Below are 16,615 nucleotides of genomic sequence, written 5' to 3'. Positions count from 1 at the left end.
CGGGCCTGCCACCGGTTCAAAGATGTTGAGGGCTGTAACAATGGCAACCAGATTTAACGTTTTCTACCTTGGGAATGTCGGTCGTATCGATACGACCGAGGGAAACCAGATCAGCGAAAACGCACGCTCGCTGGAGGGGGAAACCTTTGGGGGTGCCAACAGCCCGCTTTACAACAACATCAAATCCTTCTCGCCGGGGGCGCGGGGGTATGGAAATACTGCACGCGGCACATACTCTACTGATAACAGTGGGGAAAACGGGTCTGATACCTTCCGCATCGACGATGGCAACAGCCAGAACTTTGACGCCATCGCTTCCTATGCCGCGACGCTGACCTACGCCGACGGTTCCCAGGCGACCGTGACGGCGATTGTCTTCCAATCTACCAACGGCGACCTGTTTCTTGCGCCGGCTGCCAGCTCCTCCGATTACCAATCCGCGCTTGAGGCGGGGCCCATCGACTCCATCACGTTCAACACTGTCTCTTCAAACGAGTCGATGATGTACGCCAGCCGCGTCGATGCCGACTATGTTGCGCCGGATGGCACCGTTGATGGGACGTCGGGTGATGATTCCATGCGTGTGGGATCGACGGACGCGCAAGCGGACGAGGTGGACAACAGCGGCAACGCGGTAAAGCTGGGCGCGGGCAACGACAAAATCTCGGCCGGGTCGGGCGATGACACGATTCTGGGCGGCGCGGGAAATGACTATATCGCAGGCAATGACGGCGACGACCGCCTCCACGGCGACGCCGACACCACCGAAGAAACGACGTTTTCTTGGGCCAACCAGAATATCGAGGACGGCGTTAGCGTCACGGGTGGTATCACCGGGGTCACCTCGTCCGGCAATATCCAGGTCACGATGTCCGTGGATCAGGGGGAGAACTTCCGCTCTGCCACGATGGAGCGGAACGACCCGCTGTATGACTACAACGAACTAAGCGACAGTTCGTCGATCCGTATCCTTGGCGGTGCGGAGGGGTCGGACCCGAATACCGCGAAGATGAGCATCGACTTCTCGTCGCTGGACAGCGGCGTGTCGGACGAGGTGAGCAATGTCACCTTCGGTATTTTCGACATCGATCAGGCCTATGGCTTCGTGGATGAAGTCATCGTGCGCGCCTATGACGCCGACGGCAATCTTATCCCTGTCGATCTGACGGCGGGCAATAGCGATACGCTGGACGTGAACGACGAAACCGGCCGTGCCATCAGCACGGATGCGGGGCGGGGCACGACCAATGCCAAGACGGGTTTCCTGCAGGTCGATATCGCGGGCCCCGTTTCGCGGATCGAGATCGAGTATAACAACCACGACCCCGATGATACCGGCCACGCGATCCGTGTTGGCGACCTCAAGATGTCGACCATCAGCGCGACCGATGCGGGCAATGATACGCTGGACGGTGGGGCTGGCAACGATACGATCTATGGCGACGGTGGGGATGATAGCCTTTCCGGTGGGGCGGACAATGACAGCCTGTCCGGCGGCAGCGGTGACGACCGGATCGAGGGTGGCACGGGCCACGATACAATCGCGGGCGGCACTGGCAATGATGCCATGTCGGGCGGGGATGACGCCGATCTGTTTGTCATGGAAGATGATTTCGGCACCGACAAAATCGCCGGTGGCGAAGGCGGCAAGGACTATGATGTCGTCACCTTCGACGCGCTGAGCAACGGTGTCTCTGTCACCTATACCGGCGCAGAGGCGGGCACCGCGACCGAAGGCCCCAACAGCGTTTCCTTCACCGAGATTGAAAAGCTGGTTCTGACCAGTTCATCGGATTATGTGGATGCCAGCATTGGCGGTGTCGCGGTTGATACCGGTGCAGGCGATGACACGATCAAGGTTGGTGATGGCGCCTATAACATCGACGCCGGCACGGGCGACGACCGGATCATCCGCGAGGCGGGCACCACAGCGGACGACGCGAACTCCGTCATCGACGCGGGCGATGGCATCGATACCTATGTCGCAGGCAGCGGGCTGGGGGCGGACCACACCGTCGATCTTGCCGCCAGCCGGCTGGACCACGCAGGGAGCGACCGTGGCGATCTGCTGAACTTTGAAAACGTCGCGCTCGAGAACTCTGCCGCGTCGGTCAAGGGCGACAGCAAAGACAACACCATCACCGCGCGCGGGACACAGGACAACAGCTTGTCCGGCGGCGACGGCAATGATTCAATCGACGGCGGCGGTGGCGACGACAATCTACATGGCGACGCGGGCCGCGATACCCTGATCGGGGGCGACGGCAATGATACGCTGGACGGCGGTCAGGACGACGACCAGCTGACAGGCGGCGACGGCGATGACGTATTTGTCTACTCCGGCGGTCACGACACGATCACCGATTTCAACGCGGGCAATACCGGCCCGCTGGATGACGACGACACCACCAATAATGATTTCATTGATCTAAGCGGCTACTACGACAAGATCTTCGATCTGCGCGCTGACTATGAAGACAATGGCATTCTGGATCAGTCCAACTTCGAGACCACGGATTACACCTATAATTCCAAGTTCGAGGATGGGTCGCTCAAGTTCATCGGCGTGCAGGCGCAGCACTTTACCTATGACAACACCGGCGTTGTCTGCTTTGGCAAAGGCACCGCCATCCGCACGCCGCGCGGGGATGTCTTGGTCGAAGACCTGCGTGTCGGCGATCTTGTCACCACAATGGACAACGGCCCGCAGAAAATCCGCTGGATCAACACGCGGTCTTACGATGCCGAACAAATGCAAAAGGGATCACATCTGCACCCCGTGCTGATCAAACGTGGCACTTTCGGTGCCGAACGGGATCTCTTGGTCTCGCAGCAACATGGTGTTTTGGTCGGCCAGAGCGGCGACAGCTTTGCCCGCGCCAAACATCTTGCCGACGCGGCCAAAGGCGTGCGCATCGCCAAGGGCAAAAAATCGGTCACCTACGTTCACCTGATGTTTGACGACCATCAGGTGATCTTTGCCGAGAACGTCCCGTCGGAAAGCTTCTACCCCGGCCCGATGGCGCTGACGCAGATGAGCAAACCGCATCGCGCGGCATTCTCCAAGGTACTGCCCGCCTTGGGCACGGGGCGCGTCAGCCGCGAAGAAGTCGCCAAGGTCTATGGCCCCACAGCACGCGTGTTCCTGAAAAAGAAACAGGTGTTGAACCAACACGGCGCGCCTGCGCGCGGCAAGGGCAAGACCCCCTCGCGCCTGATCCTGCAAGCAAGCGCTGATCTGGCCCGGCAGCAGGCGACCAAGGCCATTCGGACCCGTAACACAGTGACAACGGCAGAGGCCCGCACCTGACCCTAAAACGCGGTATAGTCACTGTATTCTACACTGTATCGCACAAAAAAGGCGGGCGCATTTCTGCACCCGCCCGCAAAACCCTAAAGGGTTAAGTCTTATTTGTCGCCTGGCAGACCAGCAGCGGCCTCACCTACGGTGGCGTCAAGGTTCTGGTTACATACAACCATGAACTCTTCCATCGCGGCTTCGTCCATAGGCTCTGCCGTCATGTTGGATTCAGCAGTGTTACCACCGGTGTCGTCCACAGCTTTCAGGTCACCTTCCAGCGAACCTTCTTCAGGCTCATCGTCGGTCGCTTCGGCTGCTGTTACAGTAGTGGTGGTGGTTGTATCACCTGTGTCACGGCCTGAGTTGCCCATGGAACCGCCGTTGTCACCATCATCGATCTCTGCGATCGCAGCGGAAGCCACCATCATCTGATCGTCTTTCGACAGTTCGTTGAACTCGGCGCATGTCATCGAGGTGTCAGCATGTGCGGCAGCAAATGCTGGTGCGGATACGGTACCCATAAGGGCGGCAATAGCGAGTGTCTTAAATGTGTTGGTCATCGTTAAGCTCCTAAATTCTCGTTTCTGCATACCCAACCCCGGGCAGCGCGAATTGGTTCCCCTGCCCCAAAACTAATCGCTTCACCAAAAAGAGAGCGACGGGTAAGCCGTTCGCCTTAAAAAGGTTTTTCTGCGCTGGACGCTGTTGGATTGCGCGCCTACTTTCGGCCCCATGATCCGGTACACGCTCAAACGTTTGCTTTCGCTCTGTATCAGCCTGGCTGTTGCGTCGCTGGTGATCTTTACCGTTATCGAAATTGCCCCCGGAGACCCGGCCTCATTTATGCTGGGGATGAATGCGCAGCCTGAAACGCTTGCTGCTTTGCGCAGTGAACTTGGGCTCGATGCATCGAAACCGGCGCGTTATCTGGCCTGGGTCGGCGGGCTGCTGCAGGGGGATTTCGGCACCTCCTATACCTACCGCACCCCCGTGTCCGAGATGATCGCCGCGCGGCTTTGGGTGTCCCTGCCGCTGGCGCTGTACGCGCTTGGACTGTCCACGCTGATCGCCTTTCCCGCGGGGATCTATGCGGCGGCACGGCGTGGCAAAGCCGGTGATATGGGGGTCATGGGGGCCACACAACTGGGGGTCGCGGTGCCCAACTTCTGGTTCGCGATGATCCTTGTGCTGATATTCGCCATCAACCTGCGCTGGTTCGCCGCCGGCGGTTTTGTCGGCTGGGATCAAGGCGTGCTGACGGGCCTGCACGCCCTGACCCTGCCCGCCATCGCACTGGCCCTGCCCCAGGCGGCCATTCTGGCGCGGGTCATGCGGTCTGCGCTGCTGGATGTCTTGGGCGAAGACTATATGCGCAGCGCCCGCGCCAAAGGGCTGACCGAAAGACAAGCGCTGTGGCGGCACGGGTTACGCAATGCGCTGATCCCTGTGCTGACGATCATCGGGCTGCAATTTTCCTTCCTGCTGGCGGGGTCGATCATCATCGAACAGGTGTTCTATCTACCAGGGCTTGGACGGCTGGTGTTTCAATCCATTTCGGCGCGGGATCTGATCGTGGTGGAATCCGTGGTCATGCTGCTGGTCTTCTCGGTCATTGTGGTGAACTTCCTTGTGGATCTGGCCTATGCGGCGGTTGACCCGCGTCTGAGGGCGCGCGCATGAACCGGAACCTGATCCTTGGCGCGCTGCTGACCTCGGTCTTTCTGCTGTCCGCGCTTGTGTCCTTTGTCTGGACGCCGTTTTCCCATACGGCAATGGATATCCCGAACAAGCTGCAAGGGGTCGGCGGTGCGCATCTGCTGGGCACCGATCACTTTGGCCGCGATATCCTGAGCATGATCATGGTCGGCGCACGCACCTCTATTGCCGTGGCGCTGGTGGCGGTGGGCATCGGCATGGGCCTTGGCGTGCCGCTTGGTCTGTGGGCGGCAGCCAAACGCGGGTCGCTGGTGGACGAGATCATCATGCGCGGCAACGATCTGGTCTTTGCCTTCCCCTCGCTGGTGATCGCGATCCTGATCACGGCGATCTTCGGGGCCAGCGCGGTGAACGCGATCATCGCCATCGGCATCTTCAACATTCCCGTCTTTGCGCGCATCACCCGCGGTGCCGCGCTTAGCCTGTGGGAGCGTGAGTTCATCCTCGCCGCGCGGGTCGCTGGTAAATCGGCGGCGCGGATCTCGGTCGAACATATCCTGCCCAATGTGACCAATCTGTTGATCGTGCAGGGGACGATCCAGTTCAGCCTCGGCATTCTGGCCGAGGCAGGGCTGTCCTATGTCGGGCTGGGCGCGCAGCCGCCGACGCCATCCTGGGGCCGGATGCTGGCAGATGCGCAGACCATGGTCAGCATCGCACCGCATATGGCGCTGGTGCCGGGGTTCGCGATCATTCTGACGGTGCTGGGGCTGAACCTGATGGGCGACGGGCTGCGCGATGCGCTGGACCCACGGTTGCGGGTGCGCCGGATATGAGCTTGCTTAGCATCACCAACCTGTCGGTGGCGATCCACCGGTTCAATATCCTTCAGGGCGTGACCCTCTGTGTCGACGCCGGAGAGATCGTGGCCGTCACCGGCGAAAGCGGGTCGGGCAAATCCATGACCGCGCTGGCGGCGATGCAGCTGCTGCCCAAGGGGACGCAGGCGCGCGGTCATATCATGCTGGGGGATCAAGACCTGCTGGCCCTGCCCGAATCCGAGCTTTGCGCGATCCGCGGCAATGACATCGGCATGGTGTTTCAGGAACCGATGACGGCGCTGAACCCGGTGCAGACCATCGGCCATCAAGTGGCGGAAACCATCCGTATCCACGACAAAACCGTGTCACGCCAAGCCGCGGCCCGCCAAGCCGCCGAGACGCTGGAACGGGTCGGCCTGCCAAATGACCGCTTTCCCCTGTCCCGCTACCCGCACGAGCTGTCGGGCGGGCAACGCCAACGGGTGGTGATCGCGATGGCGATCGCGCTGCGGCCGCGCTTGCTGATCGCCGATGAACCGACCACCGCGCTGGATGTCACGACCCAGGCGCAGATCCTTGATCTGCTGAAATCGCTGGCTCGGGATGACGAGATGGGGCTGCTGATGATCACCCATGATCTGGCGGTGGTCGCCGATATGGCCGACCGCATCATCGTCATGCGCAAGGGCGAGATCGTCGAACAGGGGCACACACAGGCCCTGCTGCAAACCATGCGCCACCCCTATACGCGGATGCTGTTTGCCGCCTCGACCCATGCGGTCGCCCTGCCTGCCGCCCCGCCTCCGCAACCACTGCTGAAGGTGGAAAACGTGAGCCGCGACTACGTGCTGCCACGCAAGACGCTGTTCGGCAAACCGGGGCGTTTCCGCGCCGTCGATAACGTGTCCTTCACCCTGCAACGGGGGGAACGCCTTGGCCTCGTGGGTGAAAGCGGCTGCGGGAAATCGACCCTGACACGGGCGCTTTTGGGTCTGGAACCGGTGCAATCCGGCAGCATTACGCTGGACGGTGCAGCGGTCTATAGCGGCAGCAAACCCGATCTTGCCGTGCGGCGCAAAATGCAGGTGGTGTTCCAGGACCCCTTCGGCAGCTTCAACCCGCGCCACCGCGTGGACCGGCTGATCACCGAACCGTTCCACCTGCTGCCCGACCCGCCCAAGGGCCGCGCCCGCAGCGATGCCATCGCCGATGCGCTGACCGCCGTGGGGCTGTCGCCGGACGATGCGACCAAATACATCCACGAATTCTCGGGCGGGCAGCGCCAGCGCATTGCCATCGCCCGCGCCCTGATCATCCGCCCCGACCTCATCCTCTTTGACGAGGCGGTGAGCGCGCTCGACGTCTCGGTTCGGGCGCAGATCCTTGATCTGCTGGCAGAGCTTTGCAGCGCCTATGACCTGACCTACCTCTTTATCTCCCATGATCTGTCGGTGGTGCGCACAGTCACGGACCGGGTGCTGGTCATGAAATCGGGGCAGATTGTCGAACAAGGCGCCACCGCCGACGTCTTTGATCGCCCGCAACACCCTTACACGCAAAAGCTCCTCGCCGCCGCGCCCCGTTTGCCGGATCTGTGATGCCCTGCTTCATTTTGCCAAATAAACTCCCCGCGGAGCGTCCCGCACCAACCAAAGGCCCTGCCCTATGAAACCCGGACCCAGAAACCTGATCACCGATGTGCCCGGCCTTCGGGTGGGAAACGCGCAGGACGATGCGCTGAAATCCGGCACGACGGTGTTGCTGGCGGATGACCCCTTTACCGCCTCTGTCCATGTGATGGGCGGTGCCCCCGGCACGCGCGAGACGGATCTGCTCGCCCCCGATAAATCGGTCGCCGCGGTGGATGCGCTGGTGCTGTCGGGCGGGTCGGCCTATGGGCTGGATGCCTGTTCGGGCGTGGTGGACGGGCTGCGCGCGGCGGGGCGCGGGTTCCGGCTGGGCGACGCAACGATCCCGCTGGTGCCGGGGGCGATCCTGTTCGACCTGCTGAACGGCGGGGACAAGGCTTGGGCAGAGAACCCCTACCGCGCCTTGGGCCGTGCCGCCTATGACGCCGCGGCTGAAGATTTCACGCTCGGCACCATCGGCGCGGGCACCGGCGCGCTGAGCGCGATGGTGAAAGGCGGGCTGGGGTCCGCGTCACTGCAACTGCCCGATGGGACAATGGTCGGCGCATTGGTCGCGGCCAATCCGGTGGGGGCCGTCACCACACCGGGTGACCGTCACTTCTACGCCGCCCCCTTCGAGGTGGATGCAGAGTTCGGCGGCATGGGCCCGGACCCGGCGACGGGGCTGGGGATGACGATGGAAAGCCGCAAGATGGCGTCGATGTCCCCGCGCGAGAATACGACGATCGCGATTGTCGCCACGGATGCGACCCTGACAAAGGCGCAATGCCAGCGGATGTCAGTTGCGGCCCATGACGGGATCGGGCGGGCCACGGTGCCTGCGCACACCCCTTATGACGGTGATCTGGTCTTTGGCCTGAGCACCGGCGCGCATGAGGTTGCCGAGAGCATTCTGCCGCTGATCGGTCATGCCGCGTCACTGTGTCTGGCGCGGGCGATTGCGCGGGCAGCCTATCACGCGACACCGGCGGCGGGCGATCTGCTGCCTTGCTGGTCTGATCTGAACAGCTAAGGTCATAAAAAGGCCCGCGTCCCCCTCTGGAAACGCGGGCCAATCAGGCTGGTTAGAGCCGCTTATTCGGTTTTCTCGGCCTCTGCATCGTCGGCCATGGGCGCGTCTGCTGCGGCCTCGGCTTCGGGAGAGAACGTCGCGAGATAGGCCGCTACATCTTCGCCGCCTTTACGCATTCTGAACGACATTTTCGAACGGGCTTTCTTGTCATCCAGTGTGGTGCGCAGGAAATCGGTGGGGTTCAGCAGGTATTCGGCCATATTGGCTTCGTCCCAGACCAGACCGGCTTCACCGGCGGCGACCAGATCATCGCCATAGCGATAGTCTTCGACGGTGCCGGCCTGCTTACCGATGATACCGTAAAGGTTCGGACCGACCTTGCCGCCGCGCTGGATCGTCTCGCCTGCGTCGTCCACGATCATGTGGCAGGCTTTGCATTTGCCGAACTGCTTTTCGCCGGCGTCTGCGTCACCCATGCTATGGCTGTCTGCCAGGGCCGGAACCGCGATCACGGTGGCCAGTAGAGCGCTATAGAGATGTTTCATTGCGATTTCCCATATGTATGAATCATGTTGTAACCTAGGCGGCACCCCCGCGAATTCAACGGGCGCTTTGTCGCGGGGCGATGCCGGGGTTTAGGCGCGGGGGCCTATTGTCACCTCAAGCGTCGCGATCCCGTCAACGCCGCCGGTCACGACATCCCCTTCCACAAGGGCTGCGACACCGGCTGGTGTGCCCGTCATGATGATATCCCCCGGGGCCAGCGCCATAGATTGCGACAAGATCGCCACATGTTCACGTACCGACCAGATCAGATCGGCCAGATCGGCGTCCTGCCGCACCTTACCGTTCACGGCAAGCCAGATGCGCCCCTGTTCCACAGACGGGACATCGGCGATGGGTTTCAGCGCGGCAATCGGGGCGGAGTTGTCAAAGGCCTTGCCCCAATCCCATGGCCGACCGGCTTTCTTCGCCTCTGCCTGCAGGTCACGGCGGGTCAGGTCGATCCCGACCGAAGCCCCCCAGACGTGATCCATCACGTCAGCTTCCGCGATGTTGCGCCCGCCTTTGCCGATGGCGATCACCAGCTCGATCTCGTGGTGCAGATCTTCTGTCTGGGGCGGATAGGGGATGGTGCAAGGCGTATCCAGCGCCGCATCGGCGGGTTTGGTGAAAAAGAACGGAGCCTCACGCGTCGGATCTTTGCCCATCTCGCGGGCGTGCGCCTCGTAGTTGCGACCCACGCAGAAGATGCGGCGCATGGGAAAACGGGCATCGGTGCCCTGCACAGCCAGACTGGCCTGTGGCGCGGGGGGGAATACAAAATCATCAGCGGGCATGGGGCATATCCTTTGCAATAGTCGTGTCACAGACATACGCCCCTGCGGGAGCCCCGTCATCCGATAAGACACCAAAAGGCAGATTAGACATAGGCTGCAACGCAAAAGGCCGACACAATACGTGCCGGCCTTTGTTTTCGTTTACCTTTGGGCCCCGCGCTATTTCTCGGGCTGGGTCGCTGGTTTTTCAACCGGATCGGCGGCGCCTGCGGGGGTGTCGTCGATCAACTCTGCATCCTCGATATCGGCGCGGGTGGCGACAGGCGGCTTGGCATCCGCGCCCGAGTTATCCTCTAGTGCGCCGACGATCAGCGGCAGCATCTGCACACCGCCGGGCATGGCGACTTCGGACATGGGCGGGGTTTTCCACGCCAGCGTATCGAAGCTGTGGCAGTTTTCGCAGATCGGCTTCCAGCTCGCGTGGATATGTTGGCAGTTGTCACAAATCCACTGAGGGCCGCGCGATACGGTCAGCGCCCGTGCCAGCCAGCCTTTGACGATAGTATCCGAGGCCCCCTCGCCGCGTTCGATGGCCGCCATCAAGGTGACCGAACGCGCGGTCGGGTCGGTTTCGACCAGATCCCCCAAGGACCGGCGCGCTTGCGGGAAATCTTCGGCGGCGATGTTCAGCTCCGCCAGCAGCATCTTGGTCTCGGGGTGGTCGGGCTGCACGCGGGTCAGCGTGGTAAACCGCTTGAGCCGCTCTTTCGGGGTCTCGTCCGGCTGGATCGCGGCGAAGGCACCGGCCAGATCGGGGTGCGGCTGCACGTCCCACGCTTTTTTCAGCACGCGGGCCGCATATTTCGGTTTGCCCTGATCGATATAGCCATGCGCCGCCATCACGGCTGCGGGGATCAGATCGGGGGACAGGCGGTTCGCCTCGATCGCGGCCTCGCGGGCTTCGATGCTGTTGCCTTCGGCAATGACGTCTTTCGCCTCGGACAGGGCGAGCACGGCATCACGACGTTTATGCACATCACGCGGCATCTGGCCGTTCTTGAGCTTGGTGTTCAGCGTTTGGCGCGCACCGGCCCAATCTTCTTTCTCGGCCTGCAGTTTCAGCAGCACATCACCGGTTTCGGCATGTTTCGGTTTGATGGCAAAAGCTTTCTCGGCCAGCTTCAGCGCGGTTTCCGTGTCGCCTTCGGCCAGCTTCTGTTTCATGATCCCGCGCACACCGACAAAACGGGTGCGTTCGTTGGTCACCAGCTTGCGATAGGTCTCTTCTGCCTTGCGACGGTCGCCCGCCATTTCCGCGGCCTGCGCGATCAGCAGATTGGTAAGGTCGGGACGTTCAAGGTATTTATCCGCCTTTGCGGCTTTGGCCATCGCCAGACGCCCTTCGCCGCTGGCCAGCGCCATAAGCCCTTCAGAGAGCGCCTCGTAGCCTTTGCGTTCGCGGTTGCGGTCGAAATAGCGCGACAGCGCGGTTTCGTCGCCGTTCAGGAAATGCCAGACCGCAACCAGCAGCGCAAAGATCTTGAGCATGATCCAGACCGCGACAACCAGCAGGACCACGGCGATGACGGATTGCAGCGGGCCAAAGCTGTATTCGGTGCCCATCACGGTGACCTGCAACCCGCCCGAGCTTTCCAGCAAGAACGATGCGCCCCAGGTGATGGCGGCAATCACCGCAACGAACACAACGATCTTAATCAGTGACCAAAGCATAAATCAGGTTCCTCAGTTCGCCGTCAGGCGTTGTGTCAATGTCTGTACGGCGTCTTGGGCGTCGTGGCGCGCTTGCGCATCAGAGAGCCATTCGGACAGGGGCTCTTGGGCTTCGGGCGGCAGGGCTTTCACCTCTGCCAGCGCATCGGCCAGACGCCCGTCGCGCATTGCGGCTTCGGCGCGAGACAGGATCGCGTCGGGGTCATCCCCGTCACGCGGTGCAACCGACCGCGCCCCCAACTGCTGCTTGAAGAAGCCGCCGATGCCGCCCCCGTCCACATCAGGCGAGGCCGCACGTGCCGCGGCAAGCGATGCCCGTGCCGCATCGGGGAAACGGTCCTGAAGATTGGCCGCGGTGACAACGCCCGTGGCCGCCGTATCGGCAAGGGCCGGCGGGACATCCTGAATACCATTGGCTTGCAGATCGGCGATCTCTGCCTCGAAGGGCTGGCCGGTTGTGACGGCAGAGACGATCCGACCCAAGGCGGATTGCAACGTCGCGGCCTGTGCGGCTTGCGCCGTAGCTTCTTCGACGCTGAGCGCATTGTCGAGCAGACGTTGGATTTCATCGCGCTGCGTCTCGACCGAGGATTGCAGCGCTGCCAGTTCCTGTTCAAAGGCTGACGTATCGACGGGGGCCGGTGCCTCTGTCGCGGGGCGGCTGCCCAGATCATCCACACGGGTGGCCAGTTCGGCCACCAGCGCCTGAACCTCTTGCAGGGCGGCGTCATCGGTGGGCGCGGGGGCCGGATCTGTTTCTTCCAGCGCCTTGATCCGTGCTTCTTGCGCGGCGATCGTGTCGGTCAGGCTAGATTGCGAGCTGTCCGCAGGGCGCAGGCCCGCCTGTTCCAGCAAATCATATTCCGCCACGGCAAAGCCGATCCCGCCCGCGATGATCCCGCCGAACAGCATCGGCCAAAAGACACTACCGCGCTTTTCAGGCTCTGCCACGGGCGTGACGGGGGGCGGCGTTTTCGTCGGCGTGGCCGGTTTCGCTGATGTGGTCGATGCGGTTGACGTTGCGGGCTTGGGCGCGGGTGTCGCCGGTTTATCAGAGGCCGTGTCCGGCTTTACATCTTTCGCGTCGGGCTTTGCATCGGATTTCGCGTCGCTCGGCTTCGTCTCGGGTTTGGCAGACGTCGAGGCGGTCGCGGGCGAAGCAGCCTTGGCCGCTGTATCACTGCCCCCCGTTTTCACGGTGGCCGTCGTTGCCTCTTTGGCGTCGCTTGCTTTCGAGACGGTCGATGCTGTGTCGGTGGTTTTCACGCTTTCCGGTTTGGCACTCGCTTTGTCATCGCTGGCTTTACCTGTCGCGGTTTTATCAGCGCTCGCCGCGCTTGCAGCAGATGTCTTGGCCGCAGGCTTGGGCTTGGCCGGTGATGGCTTCGCCGTTGTCCCAGCCGGTTTTGTCGTGGTGGACGATCCGGTTTTTTTGGCTGTGGTCTTCGGCTTGGCGGCGGCAGCAGACGCCTTTGATGTCGAAGATGTCTTCGGGGTGTCGTCACCTGAACTGGGTGTTTTCGCTTTCGCCACGCTTAAAAACCTTTCCGATTCTGACCTGATATCAGACGTATTGCACAACCTTAGACGGCATCTAGGTCGACCTTCAAGCTAACCTGTTCCAATCCACCGCAGTTTCAAGCGTAAAACGCAGTGACGTGGCGGTTGGTTCAGGGGCGATGAGTATCTGCTGAACCACTGTGCGGTCCAGAGCCTCGGCCACGGCGGGGCTGAGGGCGATGATGGTGGCCCGCCGCGTGTCATGAGCCTGATCGGCGAATTGCGCGGCGGTGCGCGGGGAAAACAGCGGCACGATCGACGGGCCATCTGACAGCGCGGCTTGGGCGTCACGCGTCAGGGGCAGCGCCTGCTGGTCATAAAGCACCACAGGGCGCGTCGGCAGACCGGCCTGCGTTAACCGTTCGGCAATATCCCCGCGCTGATGCGTGCCGCGCAGATGCAGCAGGGGCGTTGCGGGGCGATGTGCCTTGATCATCGGGAGCAAATGCGCGGCATCGGGCGCGTGACACGCGACCTGCCAGCCCTTGGCCGCAGCCGCCTGCGCCGTCGCCTCGCCCACACAATAGGCCGGCAGGGTGCCGCCCTCCGGGCCATGCGCCACCCCATTGGCCGAGGTAAAGATCACCCCGCCGATGCCGCCCAGATCAACAGGTGCTGCGGTCGGTAGAATTTGCAGTAACGGGCTGGTCACCACCCGCACCCGCGACAGAAGCGCAGCCGGCAGGCTGGCCGCAAACGCCGCGCAGGCGGGCGCGGGGCGGGTCAGGATCAACGCTGGTTTTGTCATCTGACGCTTGGGCCCCAAGGATTGTTCCACCTGCCCCAAGGTGTTACTTGGCCCCTGTCACCCTTGCAACGGAAACAGCCATGTTACTTCTTGGATTGGAAAGCAGCTGCGATGATACCGCCGCCGCACTGGTGCGTCAGCTGCCGGGGCATCGCGCCCTCGTGCTGTCCTCCGTCGTTGTGGGGCAGACCGAGCTTCATGCCTCTTTCGGCGGTGTCGTCCCCGAAATCGCCGCCCGCGCCCACGCGGAAAAGCTGGACCTTTGTGTCGAAAAGGCGCTGGCCGAGGCCGCACTGACCTTGGCGGATGTTGACGGTTTCGCCGTGACCGCGGGACCGGGGCTGATCGGCGGGGTGCTTTCGGGGGTGATGTGCGCCAAGGGGCTGTCGGCCGCGACGGGCAAGCCGATGTATGGTGTGAACCATCTTGCGGGCCATGCGCTGACGCCACGGCTGACCGATGATGTGCCCTATCCCTACCTGATGTTGCTGGTGTCCGGCGGGCATTGCCAGTTCCTGCTGGTGCACGGGCCGGACCGGTTTGAACGCTTGGGCGGCACCATCGACGACGCCCCGGGCGAGGCTTTTGACAAGGTGGCGCGCCTGATTTCACTGCCGCAACCGGGGGGGCCCGCGATTGAACACGCGGCCAAGGCGGGCGACCCCAAACGCTTTGCCCTGCCGCGCCCGCTGCTGGACCGGCCCGATTGCGACATGTCTTTTTCGGGGTTGAAAACGGCGGTGCTGCGCACGCGGGACAAGGTGATCGACGAAAAAGGCGGGTTGAGCGTTCAGGATCAGGCCGATCTGGCTGCCGGGTTCCAGGCTGCCGTTACCGATGTACTGGCCGAAAAGACCCGCCGCGCCTTGCGGAAATATCTGGATCACGCGCCTGATGTGCGCACCCTTTGTGTTGCGGGTGGCGTGGCCGCGAACAAGGCAATAGGCCGCGGGTTAGAGACTGTTTCCGCCGAAGTAGACTGCGCCTTTATCGCGCCGCCGCTGTCGCTGTGCACCGACAATGCCGCGATGATCGCCTTTGCCGCGATCGAGCAAAGCCAGCTGCGCGCGCCCGATGATCTGACCCTGTCGGCCCGCCCGCGTTGGCCGCTGGACACACGCCAGCCCGCCATGTTGGGCAGCGGCAAAAAAGGAGCGAAAGCATGAGCATTGCCGTTCTGGGGGCCGGTGCCTTTGGCACCGCGTTGGCGATCTCTTTGGCGGGTAAGGGCGCGGTGACGCTGTGGGCACGGGATGCGCAGGGCATGGGGCAAAGCCGTGAAAACACCGCCCGCCTGCCCGGTTGCCCGCTGCCCGAGGGCCTGTTCGTGACCGAGGATCTGGCAGAGGCCGCCAAGGCGCAGACCTTGCTCGCCGCCGTCCCGATGCAAAAGCTGCGCGGATTTCTGCGCGATAACGCTGTCGCATTGGACGGCAAGACCATCGTCGCCTGCTGCAAAGGGATCGAGCTGAACACCGGCCTTGGCCCTGTCGCCGTGATCCGCGAGGTGCTGCCCAATGCGACCGCAGCGATCCTGACCGGGCCAAGCTTTGCCGCGGATATTGCGCGGGGGCTTCCCACGGCGCTGACCCTTGCTTGCGCCGATAAAACCACCTGCGCGACCCTACAACAGAGCCTAACAACGGCAAACCTGCGTCTTTACCGCACCGCTGATACCGTGGGTGCGGAGCTGGGCGGGGCGCTGAAAAACGTTGTGGCCATCGCTTGCGGTGCCGCGATCGGGGCCGGTCTGGGCGAAAGTGCGCGGGCTGCCGTGATGACCCGTGGCTTTGCCGAAATGCAGCGGCTTGCCGCGCATCACCAAGCGGATCCGGTGACCTTGGCGGGCCTGTCCGGTTTTGGCGATCTGACGCTGACCTGCACCTCGACCCAATCGCGGAACTACCGGCTGGGGCTGGCCCTCGGCCGGGGGGAGCCCTTTGACAGCGCCACCACCGTCGAAGGTGCCGCCACCGCGCGGGCGGTCGATGCGCTGGCCCATGACAACGGGCTGGATCTGCCGATCACCGCCGCCGTTGCAGGTCTGGTCGAGAACCGCTTAGATGTAGCAAGCGCGATGAAAGCGCTTTTGACCCGCCCTTTAAAGGAAGAATAACATGCTGGTTGCCCTTATTGCCAAAGACAAAGCTGGCGCGCTTTCCGTGCGTCAAGAAAACCGCCCCGCCCATGTGGAATATCTGAAATCCACGGGCGTCGTTGCCCAGGCCGGTCCGCTGCTGGATGATGCCGGCGATATGATCGGGTCTTTGGTCATTCTGGATGTCGCCGACAAAGCCGCGGCTCAGGATTGGGCCGACAATGACCCCTATGCCAAGGCCGGGTTGTTCGCCGATGTGCAGCTGATCCCGTGGAACCGGGTGATCGGGTAATGGCCTACTGGCTGTTCAAATCCGAACCCTCGACCTGGGGCTGGCCGGATCAGGTCGCCAAGGGGGACGCGGGCGAGGAATGGGACGGCGTGCGCAACTATCAGGCGCGCAACTTCATGCGCGAGATGGCAGTTGGCGATCTGGGGTTCTTCTACCATTCGCAAGGCGAGCGCGCGATTGTCGGCATTGTCGAGGTCTGCGCCGCCGCGCATCCCGATAGCTCGACCGAGGACGCACGCTGGGAATGTGTCGATATCAAAGCCGTGCGCCCGTTTGAAAAACCGGTGACGCTGGACGATATCAAGGCCGATGGCCGGTTCGATGATATGCCGCTGGTCAAAAGCCCGCGTCTGTCTGTCCAGCCTGTCACATCAGAGCAATGGAGCGCGATCTGCGCCCTTGGAAACACCAAACCCTAGAGCCTACTACACGCTTTAGGCACACGCTTTAGACATAAAAACGCCCGC

Annotated in this window: 16 protein-coding genes; 10 read left to right on the top strand and 6 right to left on the bottom strand. The window is 62.4% G+C overall.

The window, feature by feature from the left end; genetic code table 11:
- Nucleotides 1-40: 40 nt before the first annotated feature.
- Nucleotides 41-3,310: a Hint domain-containing protein gene (locus B4F27_RS01445; RefSeq protein WP_286758667.1), complete on the top strand. Its 3,270-nt coding sequence runs from the start codon at nucleotides 41-43 to the stop codon at nucleotides 3,308-3,310.
- Between the two features lie 98 nt (nucleotides 3,311-3,408).
- On the opposite strand, the gene B4F27_RS01440 is transcribed toward B4F27_RS01445, so the two are convergent.
- A complete protein-coding gene (locus B4F27_RS01440; protein WP_286758666.1) occupies nucleotides 3,409-3,861 on the bottom strand; it encodes a hypothetical protein in 453 nt (150 codons plus the stop codon).
- A 172-nt stretch (nucleotides 3,862-4,033) separates the two neighbouring features.
- Here B4F27_RS01440 and B4F27_RS01435 point away from each other — a divergent pair, with 172 nt between their 5' ends.
- The 4 genes from B4F27_RS01435 (at nucleotide 4,034) to B4F27_RS01420 (ending at nucleotide 8,439) form a co-directional block, all read left to right on the top strand.
- On the top strand, nucleotides 4,034-4,981 hold the full coding sequence (locus tag B4F27_RS01435; RefSeq protein WP_286758665.1) for an ABC transporter permease: 948 nt from the start codon (nucleotides 4,034-4,036) through the stop codon (nucleotides 4,979-4,981).
- On the top strand, nucleotides 4,978-5,793 hold the full coding sequence (locus B4F27_RS01430; RefSeq protein WP_037942493.1) for an ABC transporter permease: 816 nt from the start codon (nucleotides 4,978-4,980) through the stop codon (nucleotides 5,791-5,793). The genes B4F27_RS01435 and B4F27_RS01430 overlap by 4 nt, the downstream gene beginning before the upstream one ends.
- A complete protein-coding gene (locus tag B4F27_RS01425; protein WP_286758664.1) occupies nucleotides 5,790-7,376 on the top strand; it encodes an ABC transporter ATP-binding protein in 1,587 nt (528 codons plus the stop codon). The genes B4F27_RS01430 and B4F27_RS01425 overlap by 4 nt, the downstream gene beginning before the upstream one ends.
- 67 nt (nucleotides 7,377-7,443) lie before the next feature.
- On the top strand, nucleotides 7,444-8,439 hold the full coding sequence (locus tag B4F27_RS01420) for a P1 family peptidase (protein WP_286758663.1): 996 nt from the start codon (nucleotides 7,444-7,446) through the stop codon (nucleotides 8,437-8,439).
- Nucleotides 8,440-8,501: 62 nt separating this feature from the next.
- On the opposite strand, the gene B4F27_RS01415 is transcribed toward B4F27_RS01420, so the two are convergent.
- The 4 genes from B4F27_RS01415 to B4F27_RS01400 form a co-directional block, all read right to left on the bottom strand.
- Nucleotides 8,502-8,984: a c-type cytochrome gene (locus B4F27_RS01415; protein ID WP_286758662.1), complete on the bottom strand. Its 483-nt coding sequence runs from the start codon at nucleotides 8,982-8,984 to the stop codon at nucleotides 8,502-8,504.
- A gap of 90 nt (nucleotides 8,985-9,074) precedes the next feature.
- A complete protein-coding gene (locus tag B4F27_RS01410; RefSeq protein ID WP_037965638.1) occupies nucleotides 9,075-9,779 on the bottom strand; it encodes a fumarylacetoacetate hydrolase family protein in 705 nt (234 codons plus the stop codon).
- 159 nt (nucleotides 9,780-9,938) lie between these two features.
- Nucleotides 9,939-11,450, bottom strand: a complete 1,512-nt coding sequence (locus B4F27_RS01405) for a heme biosynthesis protein HemY (protein ID WP_064217252.1) — start codon at nucleotides 11,448-11,450, stop codon at nucleotides 9,939-9,941.
- Nucleotides 11,451-11,462: 12 nt separating this feature from the next.
- On the bottom strand, nucleotides 11,463-12,362 hold the full coding sequence (locus B4F27_RS01400; protein WP_286758661.1) for a COG4223 family protein: 900 nt from the start codon (nucleotides 12,360-12,362) through the stop codon (nucleotides 11,463-11,465).
- Here B4F27_RS01400 and B4F27_RS01395 point away from each other — a divergent pair.
- Nucleotides 12,343-13,065, top strand: a complete 723-nt coding sequence (locus B4F27_RS01395; protein WP_286758660.1) for a hypothetical protein — start codon at nucleotides 12,343-12,345, stop codon at nucleotides 13,063-13,065. The two genes, B4F27_RS01400 and B4F27_RS01395, sit on opposite strands and share 20 nt — an antisense overlap.
- Here B4F27_RS01395 and B4F27_RS01390 read toward each other — a convergent pair.
- On the bottom strand, nucleotides 13,057-13,758 hold the full coding sequence (locus B4F27_RS01390) for a uroporphyrinogen-III synthase (protein WP_286758659.1): 702 nt from the start codon (nucleotides 13,756-13,758) through the stop codon (nucleotides 13,057-13,059). The two genes, B4F27_RS01395 and B4F27_RS01390, sit on opposite strands and share 9 nt — an antisense overlap.
- Before the next feature lie 80 nt (nucleotides 13,759-13,838).
- Here B4F27_RS01390 and tsaD point away from each other — a divergent pair, with 80 nt between their 5' ends.
- From tsaD to B4F27_RS01370, 4 genes are read left to right on the top strand one after another with little or no spacing between them, the layout of a single operon-like run.
- Complete coding sequence (tsaD, locus tag B4F27_RS01385; protein WP_286758658.1) at nucleotides 13,839-14,924, top strand: tRNA (adenosine(37)-N6)-threonylcarbamoyltransferase complex transferase subunit TsaD; 1,086 nt, start codon at nucleotides 13,839-13,841, stop codon at nucleotides 14,922-14,924.
- A complete protein-coding gene (locus tag B4F27_RS01380; protein ID WP_286758657.1) occupies nucleotides 14,921-15,874 on the top strand; it encodes an NAD(P)H-dependent glycerol-3-phosphate dehydrogenase in 954 nt (317 codons plus the stop codon). The genes tsaD and B4F27_RS01380 overlap by 4 nt, the downstream gene beginning before the upstream one ends.
- Before the next feature lies 1 nt (nucleotide 15,875).
- Nucleotides 15,876-16,148 (top strand): YciI family protein, encoded by a 273-nt coding sequence (locus tag B4F27_RS01375; RefSeq protein WP_005850688.1) that lies wholly within the window; start codon nucleotides 15,876-15,878, stop codon nucleotides 16,146-16,148.
- Complete coding sequence (locus tag B4F27_RS01370) at nucleotides 16,148-16,567, top strand: EVE domain-containing protein (RefSeq protein ID WP_005850690.1); 420 nt, start codon at nucleotides 16,148-16,150, stop codon at nucleotides 16,565-16,567. The genes B4F27_RS01375 and B4F27_RS01370 overlap by 1 nt, the downstream gene beginning before the upstream one ends.
- The last annotated feature ends 48 nt before the right edge of the window (nucleotides 16,568-16,615 follow it).

It is taken from the genome of Sulfitobacter sp. UBA1132, from assembly GCF_002311545.1.
Taxonomy (GTDB): Bacteria; Pseudomonadota; Alphaproteobacteria; order Rhodobacterales; family Rhodobacteraceae; genus Sulfitobacter; species Sulfitobacter pontiacus.
This window is presented reverse-complemented; position numbering and strand designations above follow the sequence as displayed.

Excerpts from the sequence above, each read along its gene's own strand:
- B4F27_RS01400 (WP_286758661.1), bottom strand. The coding sequence starts at position 12,362 with ATGCTGTTCGGCGGGATCATCGCGGGCGGGATCGGCTTTGCCGTGGCG.
- B4F27_RS01390 (WP_286758659.1), bottom strand. The coding sequence starts at position 13,758 with ATGACAAAACCAGCGTTGATCCTGACCCGCCCCGCGCCCGCCTGCGCG.
- B4F27_RS01435 (WP_286758665.1), top strand. The coding sequence starts at position 4,034 with ATGATCCGGTACACGCTCAAACGTTTGCTTTCGCTCTGTATCAGCCTG.
- B4F27_RS01410 (WP_037965638.1), bottom strand. The coding sequence starts at position 9,779 with ATGCCCGCTGATGATTTTGTATTCCCCCCCGCGCCACAGGCCAGTCTG.
- B4F27_RS01370 (WP_005850690.1), top strand. The coding sequence starts at position 16,148 with ATGGCCTACTGGCTGTTCAAATCCGAACCCTCGACCTGGGGCTGGCCG.
- B4F27_RS01440 (WP_286758666.1), bottom strand. The coding sequence starts at position 3,861 with ATGACCAACACATTTAAGACACTCGCTATTGCCGCCCTTATGGGTACC.
- B4F27_RS01425 (WP_286758664.1), top strand. The coding sequence starts at position 5,790 with ATGAGCTTGCTTAGCATCACCAACCTGTCGGTGGCGATCCACCGGTTC.
- B4F27_RS01445 (WP_286758667.1), top strand. The coding sequence starts at position 41 with ATGGCAACCAGATTTAACGTTTTCTACCTTGGGAATGTCGGTCGTATC.
- tsaD (WP_286758658.1), top strand. The coding sequence starts at position 13,839 with ATGTTACTTCTTGGATTGGAAAGCAGCTGCGATGATACCGCCGCCGCA.
- B4F27_RS01380 (WP_286758657.1), top strand. The coding sequence starts at position 14,921 with ATGAGCATTGCCGTTCTGGGGGCCGGTGCCTTTGGCACCGCGTTGGCG.
- B4F27_RS01420 (WP_286758663.1), top strand. The coding sequence starts at position 7,444 with ATGAAACCCGGACCCAGAAACCTGATCACCGATGTGCCCGGCCTTCGG.
- B4F27_RS01430 (WP_037942493.1), top strand. The coding sequence starts at position 4,978 with ATGAACCGGAACCTGATCCTTGGCGCGCTGCTGACCTCGGTCTTTCTG.
- B4F27_RS01375 (WP_005850688.1), top strand. The coding sequence starts at position 15,876 with ATGCTGGTTGCCCTTATTGCCAAAGACAAAGCTGGCGCGCTTTCCGTG.
- B4F27_RS01415 (WP_286758662.1), bottom strand. The coding sequence starts at position 8,984 with ATGAAACATCTCTATAGCGCTCTACTGGCCACCGTGATCGCGGTTCCG.
- B4F27_RS01405 (WP_064217252.1), bottom strand. The coding sequence starts at position 11,450 with ATGCTTTGGTCACTGATTAAGATCGTTGTGTTCGTTGCGGTGATTGCC.
- B4F27_RS01395 (WP_286758660.1), top strand. The coding sequence starts at position 12,343 with ATGATCCCGCCGAACAGCATCGGCCAAAAGACACTACCGCGCTTTTCA.